Raw genomic sequence first — 17,551 nt, 5'->3', positions numbered from 1 at the left:
TCCTTACGGACAATAAAGGGTTTTCAGGGTGCTGATAAGCTGATGTACCGCATCGTTTTTAATGGAATAGAGAATGCGCTGCGCGTCGCGGGTGCTGTCGATAAGCCCTTCCTCACGCATGCGCGCCAGATGCTGCGACGTGGCGGAAGGACTTAGCCCCGTGGCTCGCGCAAGCTCCCCCGCGCTGGTGCCGGGCGCTCCGCACAGGGTGCAGAGGATCAGCAGCCGACGCGGGTTGCTCATCGCTTTTAAAAGCGTGGCGGCCTGCCCGGCGCTGGCCTGAAGCTGTTCGAGTTCGGTCATGATAGTTTAGTGTTTGCTTAATTAAGTGAATGCTAAACTAATCCGGTGCATTAAACCAGCGTCAAAAGCGTAAAAGAGGGTAAACGCGAGGCCCGGAACTGGTACAGACGAATAAACTGGCTATGCTTACAACGTTCTCTTTATTATTTTCAATGGATTAGATTGAACGGAGTGTTTATATGGGATTTTGGCGTATTGTTTTTACGATCCTCATACCGCCGCTGGGCGTGCTGTTGGGTAAAGGGTTTGGCTGGGCGTTTATTATCAACATTCTTCTGACGCTGCTGGGCTACTTCCCCGGCCTCATTCACGCGTTTTGGGTACAGAGCAAAAGCTAGGCGCGCCACAGTAAATCGCTATAGATATCGGTCAGTACCCCCGCCGGACCAAACTGCTGCTTGATCCACCGCGTGACCTGGCCGGTTGCGGCATGCTGCGTGGCGAGCAGCATGCGCGAGTCCTGACGCGGGTTGTTAATCCGTCGGGTGACCAGCAGCCCCGTGTCTACCGCCTCGCGGACCATGTATTCCGGCAAAAAGCCAATCCCTTCGCCCAGGATCTGACACTGACATTTGGTGTTAAAGTCCGGGACCAGAATCGCCTCCTGCCCGTGCAGCAGCCAGCCAACCTTTTTGTTAATGGTGTGCGCGGTATCTTCCACCATGATGTTGGGATACAGGCGCAGCTGGCTTTCCGCTATTGGTTCCGGGGTGAATGCCAGCGGGTGTTCCGGCGCGATGGCAAACACCCAGCGAATGGCGCCGATCTCGGTGTAATCAATCCCGCCACCGTCCAGCAGCGTGTCCGGCGCGCCAATCGCGATGTTGGCCTGGTTGTTGATAATGGAGTCCCAGACGCCGTTGTAGACCTCGGTGGTCACGGTGATCTGACAGGTGGGAAACTGCTTTTTCAGCACCTGCAGCAGCCGCGCCGTGTGGCGTGGGGTATACAAAAGCTGGTTGATACAGATGCGCACCCGCGCCTCAATGCCCTGAGAAATGGTATCAATCCCGCGCTTGATGGCGTGAAAGTCGTTCAGCAGGTCGGTGGCCTTACGGTAAAAGTAAAACCCGGACTCGGTCAGCTCGATGCTGCGCGTGCTGCGGACGAACAGCACCACGTCCAGCCCGGTCTCCATGCGCTTAATGGTGTAGCTGATGGCAGATGTCGTCACGCCCAGTTCGGCGGCGGCTTTGCTGAAGCTGCCGAAGCGTGCGGCGGTAGTAAAGGCCAGCAGGTTTTCCTCGGTAAAGATGGAATTCATATCTCACTCCCTTCAGCCATCAGTTTTGAACATATTTTAACAGCGTCGTTACAACGCATTTGAAGCCGATCACAGTTCTGACTCTTTGTCGAAAGCCGCACGCAGTAAGGCTTCGTCAGGCATAAGCATAATGCAGCCAGAAGCGCTAAAAAGCGGAGAAACATAAGAAAAAGGTTGCACAGACGCACGTTTTGACCGGTTTGTTGAATTTACCTCAACAATGAATTGACTGTCGATGAATCATTTTTAAGCGGATTCTTTTATCACCAGGCTGTTGCTATTCTCAGGTCAACAGAAATAAAAACATCGGGAGTCTGAATATGTCTGCGAACGAACTCGTTACTGAATTTCTGCTGGCGGCAGAAGAGGGCAATAGCGATGCGCTAAAAGCCTGTCTGGAGAAAGGCGTGGATATTAACGCCACCAATCGACAGAAAAGAACCGCCGTTATTATTGCCAGCCTGAAAAAACATTATGACTGCGTGGCGTTATTAATTGCCGCCGGGGCGGATATTGATAAACAGGATCAGACCTGCTTTAACCCTTTCCTGATTAGCTGCCTGACCAACGATATCACCCTGCTGCGCCTTGTCCTTCCGGCAAATCCCGATCTCGACCGCCTGACGCGCTTTGGCGGCGTGGGCATTACCCCTGCCAGTGAAAAGGGGCACGTGGAGATCGTGCGCGAGCTGCTGGAAAAAACGGACATTAACGTCAACCACACTAACTTTGTCGGCTGGACGCCGCTGCTGGAAGCGATCGTGCTCAACGACGGCGGCGCAAAGCAGCAGGAGATCGTTAAGCTGCTGCTGGATCACGGCGCGAACCCGCACATGACCGATAAATACGGTAAAACCCCGCTCGAGCTGGCGCGGGAAAAAGGCTTCGATGCAATAGCTGACCTGCTGCTGGCGGCGGGCGCATAACGCATTCGGCCAGCCTTTTCCGGCTGGCCGCTAATTAAAACGCATTTTTACCGACGTGCATTTTGCACGACGGCGGCCCCCTTTTATCCGCGTTCAGGAGAAAATAATGCCCACGAAAATCGTCATAAAAAAGAACACCTATTTTGACTCCGTCTCATTAATGTCCGTTTCCACCAAAGCCAATAAATTACCGGGCGTCGAGCAGGCGTTTGTCGCGATGGCGACGGAAATGAACAAAGGCGTATTAAAAAACCTCGGGCTATTAACGCCGGAATTAGCGGAAGCCAAAAACGGCGACCTGATGATCGTGATTAAAGGCGACGCGGCGAATGATCAAACCCTGGCGGCCATCGAAGCGCTGTTCACGCGTAAAGAGAGCGGCGGCACCCATGAAGCGCGCTACGCTACGATTGCCAGCGCCAAAACCCATCGGCCGGAGAGCAACCTCGCGGTGATTTCCGTCAACGGCACCTTCGCTGCCCGCGAAGCGCGCCAGGCGCTGGAAAACGATCTCAACGTGATGCTGTTTTCCGATAACGTGTCGCTCGACGACGAGCTGGCGCTGAAGCAGCTGGCGCATAAGAAAGGGCTGCTGATGATGGGGCCGGACTGCGGCACCGCCATCATCAACGGCGCGGGACTGTGCTTTGCCAACGCGGTGCGCCGCGGACCGATTGGCATCGTCGGCGCATCCGGCACCGGCAGCCAGGAGCTGAGCGTGCGCATTCACGAATTCGGCGGCGGCGTATCGCAGCTGATTGGCACCGGTGGGCGCGATCTCAGCGAGAAGATCGGCGGCCTGATGATGCTCGACGCCATCGACATGCTCGAAGCCGACGAGGGTACAGAGGTGATTGCGCTGATCTCCAAGCCGCCGGCACCCGTCGTGGCAGAAAAGGTGCTGGCCCGCGCGCGCGCCTGCCGTAAGCCGGTGGTTGTCTGCTTCCTTGGGCGCAGCGAACCGCCCGCCGATGAAGACGGCCTGCAGTTTGCGCGCGGCACCAAAGAGGCGGCCCTGAAGGCGGTCCTGCTCACCGGCATCAATAATGAGTCCCTCGATCTGCATCCGCTCAACTGGCCGTTGATTGAAGAGGTGCGCGCCCGCCTGACTCCGCAGCAGAAGTACATTCGCGGCCTGTTCTGCGGCGGCACCCTGTGCGACGAGGCGATGTTTGCCGCGCTTGCGAAATTCGACGACGTCTACAGCAACATCCAGCCGGATCCGGCTAAGCGCCTGAGCGACATAAGCGTCAGTAAAGCCCATACCTTCCTCGACTTTGGCGACGACGATTTCACCAACGGCAAGCCGCACCCGATGATCGACCCGACCAATCGCATCAGCCGCCTGCTGCAGGAAGCCCGCGACCCGGAAGTCGGGGTAATTGTGATGGACTTCGTGCTGGGCTTCGGCGCGCACGAGGATCCGGTCGGCGTAATGATCGACGCCATTAAAGAGGCGCAGGCCATCGCGAAGGCCGATAACCGTCCGCTGGAAATCCTCGGCTACGTGCTCGGCACCGACCAGGATCCGCAGTCGCTGGCGCAGCAGTGCCAGCTGCTGACCGACGCAGGCGTCATCTGGGCCAGCAGCAGCACTAACACCGGATTACTGGCACGCGAATTTGTCTGCAAAGGGGAGAAAGCATAATGACGACCTTATTCAACCAGCCGCTGAACGTGATTAACGTCGGCATTGCGATGTTCAGCGACGATCTCAAAAAACAGCACGTTCCCGTCACCCAGCTCGACTGGACGCCGCCGGGACGGGGCAATATGCAGGTCGTTGAAGCGCTCGACCAACTGGCGGAAAAACCGCTGGCGGAGAAAATCGCCGCCGCCAACCGCATCGCCCTTGAACGCATTATTCAGTCTCATCCGGTGCTGGTGGGCTATGACCAGGCCATTAACGTTGTGCCGGGCATGACCCGCACCACCATTCTGCACGCCGGTCCGCCTGTCGCCTGGGAAAATATGTGCGGGGCGATGAAGGGCGCGGTCACCGGGGCGCTGGTGTTTGAAGGGCTGGCGAAAGATCTGGACGACGCGGCAAGGCTCGCCGCCTCCGGAGATATTACCTTCTCGCCGTGCCACGAGCACGACTGCGTGGGCTCGATGGCGGGCGTTACCTCCGCGTCGATGTTTATGCACATCGTTGAAAACAAAACCTACGGCAACCGCGCGTTCACCAACCTCAGCGAGCAGATGGCGAAGATCCTGCGCATGGGCGCCAACGACCAGAGCGTGATCGACCGCCTGAAATGGATGCGCGACGTGCTCGGCCCGATGCTACGCGAGGCGATGAAGATCGTCGGCGAAATCGACCTGCGCCTGATGCTGGCCCAGGCGCTGCACATGGGCGACGAGTGCCACAACCGCAACAACGCGGGCACCACGCTGCTTATTCAGGCGCTGACGCCGGGGCTGATTCAGGCGGGCTATCCGGTGGAGCAGCAGCGCGAGGTGTTCGAGTTCGTCGCCAGCAGCGACTACTTCTCCGGCCCGACGTGGATGGCGATGTGTAAGGCCGCGCTGGACGCCGCTCACGGCATTGAGTACAGCACCGTCGTCACCACCATGGCGCGTAACGGCTACGAGTTTGGCCTGCGCGTTTCCGGCCTGCCGGGGCAGTGGTTCACCGGCCCGGCGCAGCAGGTGATTGGCCCGATGTTCGCAGGCTATAAGCCGGAAGACTCCGGGCTGGACATCGGCGACAGCGCCATCACCGAAACCTACGGCATTGGCGGCTTTGCGATGGCGACGGCCCCGGCAATCGTTGCGCTGGTGGGCGGCACGGTGGAGGAAGCCATCGACTTTTCCCGTCAGATGCGCGAAATCACCCTCGGCGAAAACCCGAACGTCACCATTCCGCTGCTCTCGTTTATGGGCATTCCGACCGCTATCGACATCACCAAAGTCGCGGGCAGCGGCATTCTGCCGGTGATTAACACCGCCATTGCCCATAAAGACGCGGGCATCGGCATGATTGGGGCGGGCATCGTTCACCCGCCGTTTAGCTGTTTTGAAAAGGCGCTGTTGACCTTCCGCGATCGCTACTTTTTATAAGGCATGCATCCATGAAAAACATGAAGCTGGAGTGGAAAAGAGGTGACTGGGCGGCGTATTTCGGATTGATGACCAACAACCTGACCAATTTGCTGACCATGATGGGGCTGCTCATTTTTGTCGTCGGCATCCCGAAGGAGATTGTTTATGGACGCATCGCGCCGGCCTTCGGGCTGGCGGTGCTGGTCGCGAGTATTTGCTACGCCTGGTTCGGCATGCAGATGGCGCGCGCCACCGGACGAACGGACGTGACCGCGCTGCCGTCCGGCCCGAGCGCGCCGTCGATTTTTACCGTGACCTTCCTGGTCCTGATGCCGGTTTATCAGCAGACCGGCGATGCGGACTTCGCGATCCAGATTGGCCTGGTGTGGTGCTTCGTGGAGGCGATGATCCTCGCGGGCGGTTCGTTCCTGGGGGAAACCATCCGCAAGATGATCCCGCGCACCGTGCTGCTGTCGTGCCTCTCCGGTTTGGGCCTGCTGCTGCTGGCGATGAACCCGATACTGCAGGCGTTCGAAGCGCCGACCGTGTCGTTCATCGTGCTGCTGCTGATCTTCATCAACTGGTTCGGTAAAAAGCCGATTTTCGCCCGTATCCCGACCGGTCTGCTGCTGTTGATTGCCGGTACGGCACTGGCGTGGATCTCCGGCCTGCAAAGCCCGGAAGCGATTAAAGCGTCCATGTCATCCTTCGGCTTTAACCCGCCGGAAGTGCACGTGGACAGCTTCATGCAGGGCCTGCCGCACGCGCTGCCGTATCTGGCCTCTGCCGTGCCGCTGGGGCTGGCGAACTACATCTTTGATCTGGAGAACATCGAAAGCGCCCACGCGGCGGGAGATGCGTACCCGACGCGTAAGGTGATGCTGGCTAACGGTCTGGCGTCGATGCTCGGCTGCCTGATGGGGAACCCGTTCCCGGTGACGGTCTACGTTGGCCACCCTGGCTGGAAAGCGATGGGCGCGAGCATCGGCTATACGCTGGCCTCCGGCGTGACCATGTTCATCGTGCCGCTGTTCGGGCTGGGGGCGTTTATGCTCGCCATCATTCCGATGACCGCAATCGTGCCGATACTGGTGTTTATCGGCGTCGTCACCGCCAACCAGGTGGTGAGGGAAACGCCCAAAGTGGAGGTGCCGGTGATCTTCATCTGCCTGTTCCCGTGGATCGCAAACTGGGCGCTGACCATGATGAACAGCGTGATGGGGGCGGCGGGCACCAGCGCGGCGAAGATCGGCACCGACGTGCTGCACAGCAAAGGAATTTACTACGAAGGCCTGGTGCATCTCGGCAACGGCGCGCCGCTCGCCAGCATGCTGTGGGGCTGTATCGCCATTTTCGCCATCATCAACAAGCCGCTGCGCGGAGCCGTTGCGGCCTCCGTCGGGGCGCTGCTGGCGCTGTTTGGGGTGATCCACGCCCCGGTGGTGGGCTTTGCCGAGGGCAGTTCGCTGATGTTCGTCACCGCGTATCTGATGATGGGCGGCATGTTTGTGGTGAAGCATGTGCTGGATATCTCTGTTACTCCCCCTCTCCCAGTGGGAGAGGGTCGGGGTGAGGGCACCAGAACGCACCTTCTAAAGGACACAAAATGAAAGAGCTTATGGTCGTCGCCATCGGCGGCAACAGCATTATCAAAGACAACGCCAGCCAGTCGGTTGAACACCAGGCGCAGGCGGTGAAAGCGGTGGCAGAGTCGGTGCTGGAAATGCTGGCATCCGACTATGACATCGTGCTCACCCACGGCAACGGCCCCCAGGTGGGGCTGGATCTGCGCCGCGCCGAAATCGCCCACGAGCGGGAAGGGCTGCCGCTGACCCCGCTGGCAAACTGCGTGGCGGACACCCAGGGCGGGATTGGCTACCTGATCCAGCAGGCGCTCAACAATCGCCTGGCCGCGCGCGGGGAGCAAAAAGCGGTCACGGTCGTCACGCAGGTGGAGGTGGATAAAAACGATCCCGGCTTTACGCACCCGACGAAACCTATCGGTGCGTTCTTCACCGAGGCGCAGCGCGACGAGCTCCAACAGGCACACCCGGACTGGCATTTTGTCGAGGATTCAGGCCGTGGCTACCGTCGCGTGGTGGCTTCACCGCAGCCGCTGCGCATCGTTGAGGCCGACGCCATCAAAACGCTGACGCAAAAAGGCTTTGTGGTGATCGGCGCGGGCGGCGGCGGAATACCCGTGATTCGCAGCGAGCAGGGCGACTACCAGAGCGTCGATGCGGTGATTGATAAAGATCTCTCCACCGCGCTGCTGGCGCGCGAGATCGGTGCCGACGTGCTGGCGATCACCACCAGCGTGGAGAAGGTGTGCATCAACTTCGGCAAGCCGAACCAGCAGGCGCTGGACACCGTCAGCGTGGCGCAGATGACGCGCTACAGGGAAGAGGGCCACTTCCCGGCGGGCAGCATGCTGCCCAAAATCGTCGCCTCGCTGGAATTTTTACACCACGGCGGCAGGCGCGTGATTATCACCTCGCCGGACTGCCTGCCCGCGGCGCTGCGCGGGGAAACCGGTACCCATATTGTTAATGAAGGAAGATAAGATGAGTGAAAACAAAAGCCGCCGCGAATTTATCAGCCAGAGCGGCAAAATGGTCACCGCCTGCGCGCTGTTTGGCGCCACCGGATCCGTCGCGTATGCTGCTGACCCCGCGAAGCCAACCTGCGAGACGGGCAAACCGATGAGCATCACCGCGAAACATTACTATCTGGACAACGTGCTGCTGGAGGCCGGGTTCAACGTCGACGGCGGTGTGGCGACGAGCACCCGCACCGAGCTGAAAACGCTGGAAATTAACGACGGGAAGATCGTCGCCCTGCGCGATAACAAGCGCCACGCCGACGCCACGCTGCCGCACTACGATGCGGGCGGCAAGCTGATGCTCCCGGCGATGCGCGACATGCACATTCACCTGGATAAAACCTTTTACGGCGGTCCGTGGCGCTCCCTGAACCGCCCCGCGGGCACCACGATTCAGGACATGATCCGCCTTGAGCAGAAGCTGCTGCCGGAGCTACAGCCCTACACCCAGGAGCGCGCGGAAAAGCTGATCGATCTGATCCAGTCGAAAGGCTCCACCATCGCCCGCAGCCACTGCAATATCGAGCCGACCTCCGGCCTGAAGAATCTGGAAAACCTGCAGGCGGTTTTATCGCGCCGTAAGCCCGGCTTTGACTGCGAAATCGTCGCTTTTCCGCAGCACGGGCTGCTGCTGTCAAACTCCGAAAAGCTGATGCGCGAGGCGATGCAGGCCGGGGCGCACTACGTGGGCGGGCTGGATCCTACCAACGTCGACGGCGCGATGGAGAAATCCCTCGACACCATGTTCCAGATTGCGCTGGACTACGACAAAGGGGTGGATATCCACCTGCACGAAACCAGCCCGGCGGGCGTGGCAGCGGTGAACTATATGGTCGAAACCGTGGAGAAAACGCCGGAGCTGAAGGGCAGGCTGACCATCAGCCACGCCTTCGCGCTGGCGACGCTCAACGAGCAGCAGGTGGATGAGATCGCCACCCGCATGGCGGCGCAGCAGGTGACCATCGCCTCCACCGTGCCGATTGGCACCCTGCATATGCCGCTGAAGCAGCTGCGCGAGAAGGGCGTGTTCGTGATGACGGGGACCGACAGCGTCATCGACCACTGGTCGCCATACGGTCTGGGGGACATGCTGGAGAAGGCGAATCTTTACGCTCAGCTCTACATCCGCCCGAACGAGCAGACGCTCTCACGCGCGCTCGGTATCGCCACCGGCGACGTGCTGCCGCTGAACGACAAAGGCGAGCGCGTGTGGCCGAAAGCGCAGGATGATGCCAGCTTTGTGCTGGTGGATGCTTCCTGCTCCGCCGAGGCCGTGGCGCGCATTTCACCGCGCACCGCGACGTTCCATAAGGGCAACCTTGTCTGGGGCTCGGTGGGTTGACGTGCATTTCTCCCTCTCCCTGTGGGAGAGGGTTGGGTTGACGTGCATTTCTCCCTCTCCCTGTGGGAGAGGGTTGAGGTGAGGGCATCAGGCCGCACTTCCGTAGGTCGGGTAAGGCGAAGCCGCCACCCGACAATGCAGTATACTGCTATGCATATTCTCAAAGAGGGATCTGCCATGGCACAAAATATCTACGACAATCCGGCTTTTTTTGAAGGCTACGCCCGGCTTCCACGCTCGGTGCAGGGTCTGGACGGCGCGCCGGAGTGGCCCGCGCTAAAAGGCATGCTGCCGGATTTAACCGGCAAATCGGTTGTCGATCTCGGCTGCGGCTACGGCTGGTTCTGCCGCGCGGCGCGCGAGCTGGGCGCTGCTGACGTCACGGGGGTCGATATCTCAGAAAAGATGCTCGCCCGCGCGGCGGAGCTTACCGCTGACCCACAGATTCACTATCAGCGTAGCGATCTGGAATCTCTTAAGCTTAACGAGAACAGCCTCGATCTGGTCTATAGCTCGCTGGCGCTGCACTACCTGCCGGAACTGGATACGTTATTCGCCAGGGTTCAGCGCGCGCTCAAGCCAGGCGGCAGCCTGGTGTTCTCAATGGAGCACCCGATCTACACCTGCGCCACCCGTCAGGGATGGCTGACCGACGATAACGGCGAGCGGTTCTGGGGCGTGAACCATTATCAGGATGAAGGCAAACGCGTCAGCAACTGGCTGGCGGACGGGGTGGTTAAATACCACCGCACGCTCGGCACCACGCTTAACGCGCTGATCGGGGCCGGATTAACGATAAGCGACGTCAACGAGTGGGGGCCAGCGCAGGCGCAGATTGACGCCTGGCCCGCGCTGGCCGAAGAGGCAGAGCGCCCGATGCTGGTGCTGATCGCCGCCCGTAAGGCTCAGTAACCCACCCTATACACCCGCCCGCTCTGCACGCCTTCCACGCTGCGGCGATAGGCCTGAGCCACGGTCGCGGCGGGAACGCTCTCAAAGCCCGGGAAGAAGCCGTCGTACGTTTCGACGGATTCGGTGAGTACCGTCGGGCTAATCAGGTTGATGCGGATCCCGCGCGGCAGCTCGCAGGCTGCGGCGCGTACAAATCCTTCCAGCGCCGCATTTACCGTGGTGGCATTTACGCCCTGGGCAATCGGCTCGTGCGCCACGATGCCGCTTATCAGCGTAATCGAGCCGCCCTCGTTCAGATAATGCTGGCCGGTCAGCGCCAGGCGCACCTGCCCGAGCAGCTTGTCCTGCAGGCCCTGGTCAAAGTCGCTGTCCTTCATGGTCGCGAGCGGGCCAAAGTAAAGGCCACCGCTGGCGGAGACAATCGCATCCACCGGGCCGATTTTCTCAAACAGCGCCTGGACGCTCGCCTGCGAGGTGATATCCACCTGCTCGTCGCCCTGCGTGCGGCCGACGCGGATGACCTCGTGGCGACGACTCAGCTCTTCCGTTACCGCACGACCGACCGTACCGCTGGCACCAATAATGACGATTTTCATAGCTGACTCCTTATGTTGTGAGCCCCCATTCTTTAATAAATAAAAATGCAGATAAACTGGGCTAAAGTTAGAAGATTGCTAACCAGGAGTTTGGAATATGGATAAGCTTCGCAGCATGGAGACCTTTATTGCCGTGGTTGAAAGCGGCAGCTTTACCGGTGCGGCGGCACGGCTGGAGATGTCGGCGGTAATGGTGGGGAAATACGTTGCGCTGCTGGAATCACAGCTCGGTAGCCGCCTGCTGGAGCGTAACACGCGGCGCCAGAGCCTGACCGACGCCGGGCGGGTCTATTTCGACGAGGCGAAGCGGGTGCTGGAGCAGGTCGCGATCGCCGAAAGCGCCGTGGAGCGCCTGCGCGCCGCGCCGTCCGGCACCCTGCGCGTGACGGCGCCCACCTCGTTTGGCGGCAGCGCGATCGCGCCGCTTACGGCCTCTTTTTTACAACGCTACCCGGAGGTGCGCATTGAGCTGGATCTCACCAACCGGATGGTGGATCTGGTGGAGGAAGGTATCGATCTGGCCATTCGCATTGGCGACATTCACAACGACGATCTGGTGGCGAAATACCTCTGCCCTTACCGGATGGTGATCTGCGCCGCGCCGGACTATCTTGCGCGCTACGGTACGCCGCAAACCCCTGTCGATCTGGTGGATCATCTCTGCCTGTCCCACAGCGTGTGGACCGCGCGCAACGAGTGGCGGCTGCCGGGCGTTGAGGGCGAGGTGCGCTGGAAGCGGGATGCGGTCTTAAGATGCAACGACGGCTACGGGCTGCGGATGGCCGCGAGAGCCGGGGCGGGACTGCTGCTGCAGCCGGAAGTGCTGGTGGCGGAAGATCTGGAAAGCGGCAGGCTGGTGCGGGTGCTGGAGGCGTATATTCCGGCGCCGAGACCCGTGCATTTGCTGTGGCGTCAGGATTTACGACCTCTCCCTAAGCTAACGGAATTTATCGCCCATATTCTGCTAAGATTGGGCACACTATAAAAAAGAAGGTATGCAAAGAATGTCTGTGAATAAACTCGCCAGCAGCGCGCAGGGCCTGCAATCATCTGCCATCCGTGAATTATTAAAACATAGCAAAATGGCCGGCGTCATTTCGCTGGGTGGGGGTATTCCTAACCCGGCTTTGTTCGATCACGAAGGGCTGAAAATTGCCGCTGATGCCGTATTATCACAGCATTTTGGCGAGGCCTTTCAGTACGGTCTGACCGAAGGCGTACCGGGGCTGCGGGAAGAAATTCAGCGCATCTGTGAAGGGCGCGGGATCCGCTGCAAGGCAGATGATGTGGTCGTGACCTCCGGTTCACAGCAGTCCCTCGACGTGCTGGCGCGTGCATTAATTAACCCGGGCGATACCGTTGTGGTTGAGCGTCCAACCTATCTTGCTGCGCTGCAGGTATTTGGCCTGGCGCAGGCGAATTTTGAATCCGTTGGCACCGATGGCGACGGCATGAAGGTCGACGAGCTTGAAGCGCTGGTGGCAAATAAAACCATCAAAGCGGTCTATATTGTTCCGACGTTTGGCAACCCTGGCGGGGTAACCCTTTCTGAGGCGCGTCGCAAACAGCTGGTGGAACTATCGAAGCGCTATGACTTCGTCATTATTGAAGACGATCCGTACAGCGAAATTAATTATACCGATGAAGTTTTCCGCCCGTTAATTGCCCATGCCAAAGATATCGGCAACGAAGAGAACGTGGTGTATACCTCGACTTTCTCCAAAATTCTCGCTCCAGGGACCCGCGTGGGCTGGGTGCTGGTGCCGGAATGGCTGAAGCGCGCAGTAGTCAACCTCAAGCAAACCACCGACCTGCACACCAGCACGCTGTCGCAGCTGATGACGTATGAATACCTGAAAACCGGTCGCCTGCCCGATCAGATTAAAACGATCCGCGAAGCCTATCGCCAGAAATACCAGACGTTCGCAACCGAGCTGGAGGCCGAGCTGGGCGATGTGATGTCGTTCCACAAGCCGAAGGGCGGCATGTTCCTGTGGGCGAATATGAAAAATGGTAGTAATACCACCCGCTGGCTGGAAAAAACGTTAAGTAACGGCGTAGTATTTGTGCCGGGCGAATTTTTCTACTGCAATGAGCCAGACCATTCAACGCTGCGTATGTCGTTTGTCACGCCAACGGATGAAGAGCTGAAGGAAGCGGTTCAACGCCTGAAAAAATCGCTGTAAAAGACCTGCGCATAATGGTTTTCCTGCCGTTATGCGCAATACGCGTTCAGGCGGCACGGGCCGCGATCGTCCATGGAGATCTCCATGTTTGAATTTCTGTTCGGTGTCGTTACGCACACGCCCGCCTGGGTGTGGGTGCTGTTTATCTTCCTTATCTCTCGCGGCATTAAAGCCCGCAGGCCCGCCACCGTCACGCTGGAGAGGCTTGCCATCATTCCGGCAATATTTCTAATCTGGGATATCTACGATCTGGTGGTCTACCGCACCCTGACGCCCGGAACTGTCGCATTGTGGACGGCGGGGATCCTCGCCGGGGCCGCGCTGGGGTATATCCTGATTAAGCAGGCGGTTATCACCCGCGCAGATGCGCCGCGCACCCTTTACCGCCAGGCAGACTACACCGCGCTGCCGTTTATGATGCTGGCGTTCGGCGTGAAGTATGTGCTGGGCGTGATGAGCGCGGTCTCTCCCCAGACGATGCAGCAGCCCGCCATGAGCGCGCTGGCGATCGTCTCCGGCGGCGTGTTTGCCGGCGTGTTTCTCGGGAAATTTGCGCGTTACGTTGGGGTGTATAACAGTGCCGCACCGCGCCCGGCGGAGTAAGGTTATTCTGTCGCGTGTGCCAGCGTGCGATCTGCAGCATCGCCGCTGAGTGCTCGCGTGACTTCATGGATCCGCCAGATTTTCCCTTCACGCAGCGCGGCAAACAGGTAAACCTCGATCTCTGCCTGACGACCATCAGGATACGTGACCGTTACGATATGCCGGTCAGCCAGAAGTTCGTCATGGCAGGCTATCTCCACCACGGTAAAGGCGATTGCGCGGATCTGTGAGCTGACGTGGCTCAGATGCTGGACAAAACCCCGGTAGTCAAGCGCGTGACCGTCCGTAAACTGCTGGTAATCGGGCGTAAATACCTCTGCCGGATCGATATCGCCGTTGAATAAGCGGGTTAACAGGCAGGCCATCTTTTCGCGCTGCGCGGCGTTGTCGGTGTGGGCTATCAGGGACGTGATAATGCTCATGCGGGCTCCTTATATGGTTGAATCACCATTATCCTTGACAGCCGAAGTCGCAGTTTCTCTAATACGCCGAAGAATAACGATTTTCGGTCAAAATGATATGGTCAGTGTTGAAACGCTCCTTCATCCCGGCGGGTACCGAACGCCCCGGCACAGTCATCGCACCGGCCAGCTGTGGCGCATTGCAACGGGGCTGCTGGTCATTGAGACGCAGCAGGCGCGATCGGTCGTACCGGCAAAACACATCGGCTGGATCCCTCCGGATCGGCAGCACGCCGCTTTTTCCAAAAGTGCGGTAGAAGGCAGCGCTATCTTTCTTGACCCCGCCGTGTGCGCAATGCTTCCCGATGCGCCCGCGCTGTTCGAGCCCGACGATCTCACCCATGCACTGTTTTCCCGTTTATGCGATGCAGAGAGCGAGTACGATCCGCGAAAGCTTGCTTTGCTGCTGGATGAGCTTGCCCTGACGCCCCAGGCTCGCTTTTCTCTGCCCGTGCCGACGGATCCGCGTCTGAAGAACGTGGTCAGCCATTTGCTGCAGTTTGTCGATGATAACCAGACGGTCGAGAGCCATGCTATTCATGCTGGGATGAGCGTGCGTACGTTCAACCGTCGGTTTAGCGCCCAGACCGGAATGAATTTTGTTAACTGGCGGCAGCTGGCTCGCGTCATGCGGGCAATGGAGTGGCTGGCGGCGGGGAAGCCGGTAGGGTGGATTGCGCTGTCCTGCGGCTACAGCAGCGTCAGCGCATTTATTGAGGTTTTCAGAGCATGGACCGGTAAAACGCCGGGACAGTGGGTGATTAAAGAAGGCCCTTTTGGGCGAAGGTAACACGCGTGGCTGCGTTGAGATCCAGCTCTTTTAACGATTCCGGATTAACCCAGGCGATCTCCTGAAACTCTTCATTAAACGTGACTTCCCGGTTGGCGCTGATGCAGTCGAAGATCAGATAGATCATGTAAATCTCCTCTGTAGTGCCATCGGCGTAGGTTTTCACCCTGATGTCATCGCGAAAAGCCCATGGCGTAACCGAGACAATCTCCAGCGCTTCGCCCAGCTCTTCGCGGATCTCACGGCGCAACGCCTGTTCCATGGTTTCGCCCGGCTCCATTCCACCGCCGGAGAGAGCCCACTGGCCGGGGAACACGCCGCGATCGTCGGCCATTTTACACAGGAGATAGGCACCGTCGTTCTGGATGATGGGGCAGACAATGGTTCGTTGGCGCATGATTTCTTCCTGAAAAAGTATTGATAGGTGAAGTGTTTACCGAATCAGGCTACATCCGGCTGGCCAGATTTTCGCTTAGCCATGACGTCCGCAACGGTCTTTATACGGCTTAGCTCCTCCTGCGTCCTGGGGTTGGATTGCGCTTCCCAGATATCGACGTTCAGCTGTAAGTTAAGCCAAAATTCAATCGTGGTATCAAAGGCTTTTGCCAGTTTGATCGCCATATCGGCAGTAAGCTTGCGATTGTTATTGACCAGCGCGCTGATGGTGTTGCGGTGAACATTGAGCATCTCCGCCAGATCGCTGATTTTCAGATTGAGCGGTTCAAGATACTCATACTGCAACACGTCGCCCGGCGTGGTGGGTTTGCGGAGTGCCTGTTGAAGTGTCATAGGTGATGCCTCACTTGTGTTGCGTGTACTTGTGTGGAGAGAGGTAGAGATCTTCTGCTTTACCCTCTGTCCAGCGAAATACGAGCCTGTATTGCCTGTTTACCCGGATAGAGGAATATCCCTTCAGCGGAGGATTCAATGCTTCATACATATTGCCCGGTGGCGATCGCAAATCCCTGTGCGAGGTTGCTGCCCTGATGATATCGAGCTTTCTCGCAAGCGTTGTTTCCAGATTTGCAGGAATAACATTGCTCGATCTGCCGTAAAGAAAAAAATCCTCAAGCCATTGATCCCGAAAATAACTAATCATAATGGTGCTGAGCTCCAGTCCTTGAAGCTGATTGAATAGTAATGCACTCCCGCACTGTGCGCAAGTGCGTTTTTTGTCTGCGGTTAATATTACCTGGGCGATGGCTGAAGGGAAGTGGGATGTATGGCTAAAGATGAATATTCCGAGGTAGGTTCCAGTTCTGACGTGCGGTTAAATACCCGGCGGCGCTGCGCTTGCAAGGGCCTCCGGGTATGTAGGCCGGGTAAGGCGGAGCCGCCACCCGGCGATTGACTACCGCTCCCTCAGCGCCTCTTTCGCCCGGTTAAACGGCTTGATCAGATAATCCAGCACCGTTTTCTCGCCGGTCTTAATGTCCACCGTCGCAATCATCCCCGGCACAATCGAGAAGTGCCTGCCCGCCTTATTCACCAGGTAATCCTGGCTGGTGCGGATAAACACCCGGTAATAGAACACTTCCGGCTTGGCCTCGTCCTGGATGGTGTCCGGAGAGATCGTTTCGACGACCCCGTGCAGGCCGCCGTAAATGGCGTAATCGTAGGCGGTGATTTTAACCAGTGCCTCCTGGTTCGGGTGGATAAAGGCGATATCGCGCGGCGACAGGCGGGTTTCAATCAGCAGGTGATCGTCCACCGGCACAATCTCCATCAGCTCGCCGTTGGGTGGGATCACGCCGCCGATGGTGGTGACCTTAATGTTTTTCACGATCCCGCGTACCGGAGATTTTACCGTCAGACGGGTGACGGAATCCTGGCGGCCTTTGAGGATCGCCGAAACCATATCCACCTCGGCGTTGGCCTTGGATAACGCCTCCCGGGCCTGAACGTAATACTGCGAGCGTACGTCGGTGAGCTTCAACTCCAGATCGCTTTTCTGCCGCTGCAGGCGCAGCACCTCCACGTGGCTGGCGGCACCGGTTTTCACCAGCCGCTGGGTGATAGCCAGCTCCTTATTGGCGAGATCTAACGCGGCGCGCAGCTCCCGTTGGGTATCCTCCAGCTGCGCGCGGCGGGAGTTGTAGAGGCGCGTTTCGTCAGCAATCAGATCCGGCCACTTTGCCAGCGAAGGGGGGAACTTCAGCGGGAGATCGTTCACCTCGGCGTACAGGCGGGCGCTGGAGGCCAGTGAGGCCCGGTAGCGCGCCGCGCTTTCGCCGACGTTCGATTCGGAACGCGTTGGATCGAGCCGCGCCAGCACCTGCCCGGCCTGCACCTGATCGCCCTCGTGGACGTTCAGCTCGGTGAGGATCCCGCCGTCGAGAGACTGTAAGACCTGCTCGCGCGAGCTGGGGATCACTTTACCCGAGCCGGTTGATACCTCATCCAGCACGCCAAACCACGCCCAGACGCCCAGCACCACAAACATCAGCAGCGAGAAGATCACGATCCGACGCGCGCCGGTATAGCCGCTTTCGGAGTCGAGGGCGTTATCCAGATCGTCCAT

General features: G+C 58.7%; 20 protein-coding genes. 12 read left to right on the top strand and 8 right to left on the bottom strand.

Going from position 1 to position 17,551, the window contains the following annotated elements:
- Window positions 1-3: 3 nt before the first annotated feature.
- Window positions 4-303 carry an ArsR/SmtB family transcription factor gene (locus EnteroDNA1_RS09100; RefSeq protein ID WP_029742056.1) on the bottom strand — a complete coding sequence of 100 codons (300 nt, stop codon included), beginning with the start codon at window positions 301-303 and terminating at the stop codon, window positions 4-6.
- A gap of 179 nt (window positions 304-482) precedes the next feature.
- On the opposite strand from EnteroDNA1_RS09100, the gene EnteroDNA1_RS09095 reads away from it, so the two are divergent.
- Window positions 483-641, top strand: a complete 159-nt coding sequence (locus tag EnteroDNA1_RS09095; protein WP_023308917.1) for a YqaE/Pmp3 family membrane protein — start codon at window positions 483-485, stop codon at window positions 639-641.
- Here EnteroDNA1_RS09095 and EnteroDNA1_RS09090 read toward each other — a convergent pair.
- Window positions 638-1,567, bottom strand: a complete 930-nt coding sequence (locus EnteroDNA1_RS09090; protein WP_045888794.1) for a LysR substrate-binding domain-containing protein — start codon at window positions 1,565-1,567, stop codon at window positions 638-640. The genes EnteroDNA1_RS09095 and EnteroDNA1_RS09090 overlap by 4 nt on opposite strands.
- 320 nt (window positions 1,568-1,887) lie before the next feature.
- On the opposite strand from EnteroDNA1_RS09090, the gene EnteroDNA1_RS09085 reads away from it, so the two are divergent.
- The 7 genes from EnteroDNA1_RS09085 to EnteroDNA1_RS09055 all read left to right on the top strand — a co-directional run bounded on the left by EnteroDNA1_RS09085 (window position 1,888) and on the right by EnteroDNA1_RS09055 (window position 10,394).
- Window positions 1,888-2,493 carry an ankyrin repeat domain-containing protein gene (locus tag EnteroDNA1_RS09085; protein ID WP_039263421.1) on the top strand — a complete coding sequence of 202 codons (606 nt, stop codon included), beginning with the start codon at window positions 1,888-1,890 and terminating at the stop codon, window positions 2,491-2,493.
- Window positions 2,494-2,599: 106 nt separating this feature from the next.
- Window positions 2,600-4,141, top strand: coding sequence for an acyl-CoA synthetase FdrA (fdrA, locus tag EnteroDNA1_RS09080; RefSeq protein WP_069303215.1), 1,542 nt, complete (start codon window positions 2,600-2,602; stop codon window positions 4,139-4,141).
- On the top strand, window positions 4,141-5,556 hold the full coding sequence (locus EnteroDNA1_RS09075) for a DUF1116 domain-containing protein (RefSeq protein WP_069303214.1): 1,416 nt from the start codon (window positions 4,141-4,143) through the stop codon (window positions 5,554-5,556). The genes fdrA and EnteroDNA1_RS09075 overlap by 1 nt, the downstream gene beginning before the upstream one ends.
- A gap of 11 nt (window positions 5,557-5,567) precedes the next feature.
- The gene (locus EnteroDNA1_RS09070) at window positions 5,568-7,148 is read left to right on the top strand and encodes a xanthine permease (protein ID WP_069303213.1); all 1,581 of its coding nucleotides are present in this window, start codon (window positions 5,568-5,570) and stop codon (window positions 7,146-7,148) included.
- Complete coding sequence (locus tag EnteroDNA1_RS09065) at window positions 7,145-8,101, top strand: carbamate kinase family protein (RefSeq protein ID WP_069303212.1); 957 nt, start codon at window positions 7,145-7,147, stop codon at window positions 8,099-8,101. Before EnteroDNA1_RS09070 ends, EnteroDNA1_RS09065 begins: the two co-directional genes overlap by 4 nt.
- 1 nt (window position 8,102) lies before the next feature.
- Window positions 8,103-9,482, top strand: a complete 1,380-nt coding sequence (locus EnteroDNA1_RS09060) for an amidohydrolase family protein (RefSeq protein WP_069303211.1) — start codon at window positions 8,103-8,105, stop codon at window positions 9,480-9,482.
- A 177-nt stretch (window positions 9,483-9,659) separates the two neighbouring features.
- Window positions 9,660-10,394 (top strand): class I SAM-dependent methyltransferase, encoded by a 735-nt coding sequence (locus EnteroDNA1_RS09055; protein ID WP_069303210.1) that lies wholly within the window; start codon window positions 9,660-9,662, stop codon window positions 10,392-10,394.
- Here the strand turns inward: EnteroDNA1_RS09055 and EnteroDNA1_RS09050 are convergent.
- Window positions 10,388-10,990, bottom strand: a complete 603-nt coding sequence (locus EnteroDNA1_RS09050; RefSeq protein ID WP_069303209.1) for a short chain dehydrogenase — start codon at window positions 10,988-10,990, stop codon at window positions 10,388-10,390. The two genes, EnteroDNA1_RS09055 and EnteroDNA1_RS09050, sit on opposite strands and share 7 nt — an antisense overlap.
- Window positions 10,991-11,087: 97 nt before the next feature.
- On the opposite strand from EnteroDNA1_RS09050, the gene EnteroDNA1_RS09045 reads away from it, so the two are divergent.
- The 3 genes from EnteroDNA1_RS09045 to EnteroDNA1_RS09035 all read left to right on the top strand — a co-directional run bounded on the left by EnteroDNA1_RS09045 (window position 11,088) and on the right by EnteroDNA1_RS09035 (window position 13,779).
- A complete protein-coding gene (locus tag EnteroDNA1_RS09045; RefSeq protein WP_069303208.1) occupies window positions 11,088-11,975 on the top strand; it encodes a LysR family transcriptional regulator in 888 nt (295 codons plus the stop codon).
- A 19-nt stretch (window positions 11,976-11,994) separates the two neighbouring features.
- Complete coding sequence (locus EnteroDNA1_RS09040; RefSeq protein WP_069303207.1) at window positions 11,995-13,176, top strand: aminotransferase-like domain-containing protein; 1,182 nt, start codon at window positions 11,995-11,997, stop codon at window positions 13,174-13,176.
- Between the two features lie 84 nt (window positions 13,177-13,260).
- Window positions 13,261-13,779: a DUF6622 family protein gene (locus EnteroDNA1_RS09035; RefSeq protein ID WP_069303206.1), complete on the top strand. Its 519-nt coding sequence runs from the start codon at window positions 13,261-13,263 to the stop codon at window positions 13,777-13,779.
- A 2-nt stretch (window positions 13,780-13,781) separates the two neighbouring features.
- Here EnteroDNA1_RS09035 and EnteroDNA1_RS09030 read toward each other — a convergent pair whose 3' ends face one another.
- Window positions 13,782-14,201, bottom strand: a complete 420-nt coding sequence (locus EnteroDNA1_RS09030; protein ID WP_039263434.1) for a nuclear transport factor 2 family protein — start codon at window positions 14,199-14,201, stop codon at window positions 13,782-13,784.
- Between the two features lie 97 nt (window positions 14,202-14,298).
- Between EnteroDNA1_RS09030 and EnteroDNA1_RS09025 the strand changes: the two genes are divergently transcribed.
- On the top strand, window positions 14,299-15,030 hold the full coding sequence (locus EnteroDNA1_RS09025; RefSeq protein ID WP_069303205.1) for a helix-turn-helix domain-containing protein: 732 nt from the start codon (window positions 14,299-14,301) through the stop codon (window positions 15,028-15,030).
- Here the strand turns inward: EnteroDNA1_RS09025 and nudI are convergent.
- The 4 genes from nudI to EnteroDNA1_RS09005 form a co-directional block, all read right to left on the bottom strand.
- A complete protein-coding gene (nudI, locus tag EnteroDNA1_RS09020) occupies window positions 15,002-15,427 on the bottom strand; it encodes a nucleoside triphosphatase NudI (RefSeq protein ID WP_064673552.1) in 426 nt (141 codons plus the stop codon). The two genes, EnteroDNA1_RS09025 and nudI, sit on opposite strands and share 29 nt — an antisense overlap.
- A gap of 44 nt (window positions 15,428-15,471) precedes the next feature.
- A complete protein-coding gene (locus tag EnteroDNA1_RS09015; RefSeq protein ID WP_033146339.1) occupies window positions 15,472-15,819 on the bottom strand; it encodes a HigA family addiction module antitoxin in 348 nt (115 codons plus the stop codon).
- A gap of 10 nt (window positions 15,820-15,829) precedes the next feature.
- On the bottom strand, window positions 15,830-16,129 hold the full coding sequence (locus EnteroDNA1_RS09010) for a type II toxin-antitoxin system RelE/ParE family toxin (protein WP_064673553.1): 300 nt from the start codon (window positions 16,127-16,129) through the stop codon (window positions 15,830-15,832).
- A 252-nt stretch (window positions 16,130-16,381) separates the two neighbouring features.
- Entirely contained in the window at window positions 16,382-17,551 is a 1,170-nt protein-coding gene (locus EnteroDNA1_RS09005) for an HlyD family efflux transporter periplasmic adaptor subunit (protein ID WP_086374946.1), read from the bottom strand.

Source organism: Enterobacter sp. HK169 (genome assembly GCF_001719105.1).
Lineage (GTDB): Bacteria > Pseudomonadota > Gammaproteobacteria > Enterobacterales > Enterobacteriaceae > Enterobacter > Enterobacter asburiae_B.
The sequence above is the reverse complement of the archived record's forward strand: the minus strand, read 5'-3'. Positions and strand labels throughout refer to the sequence as shown.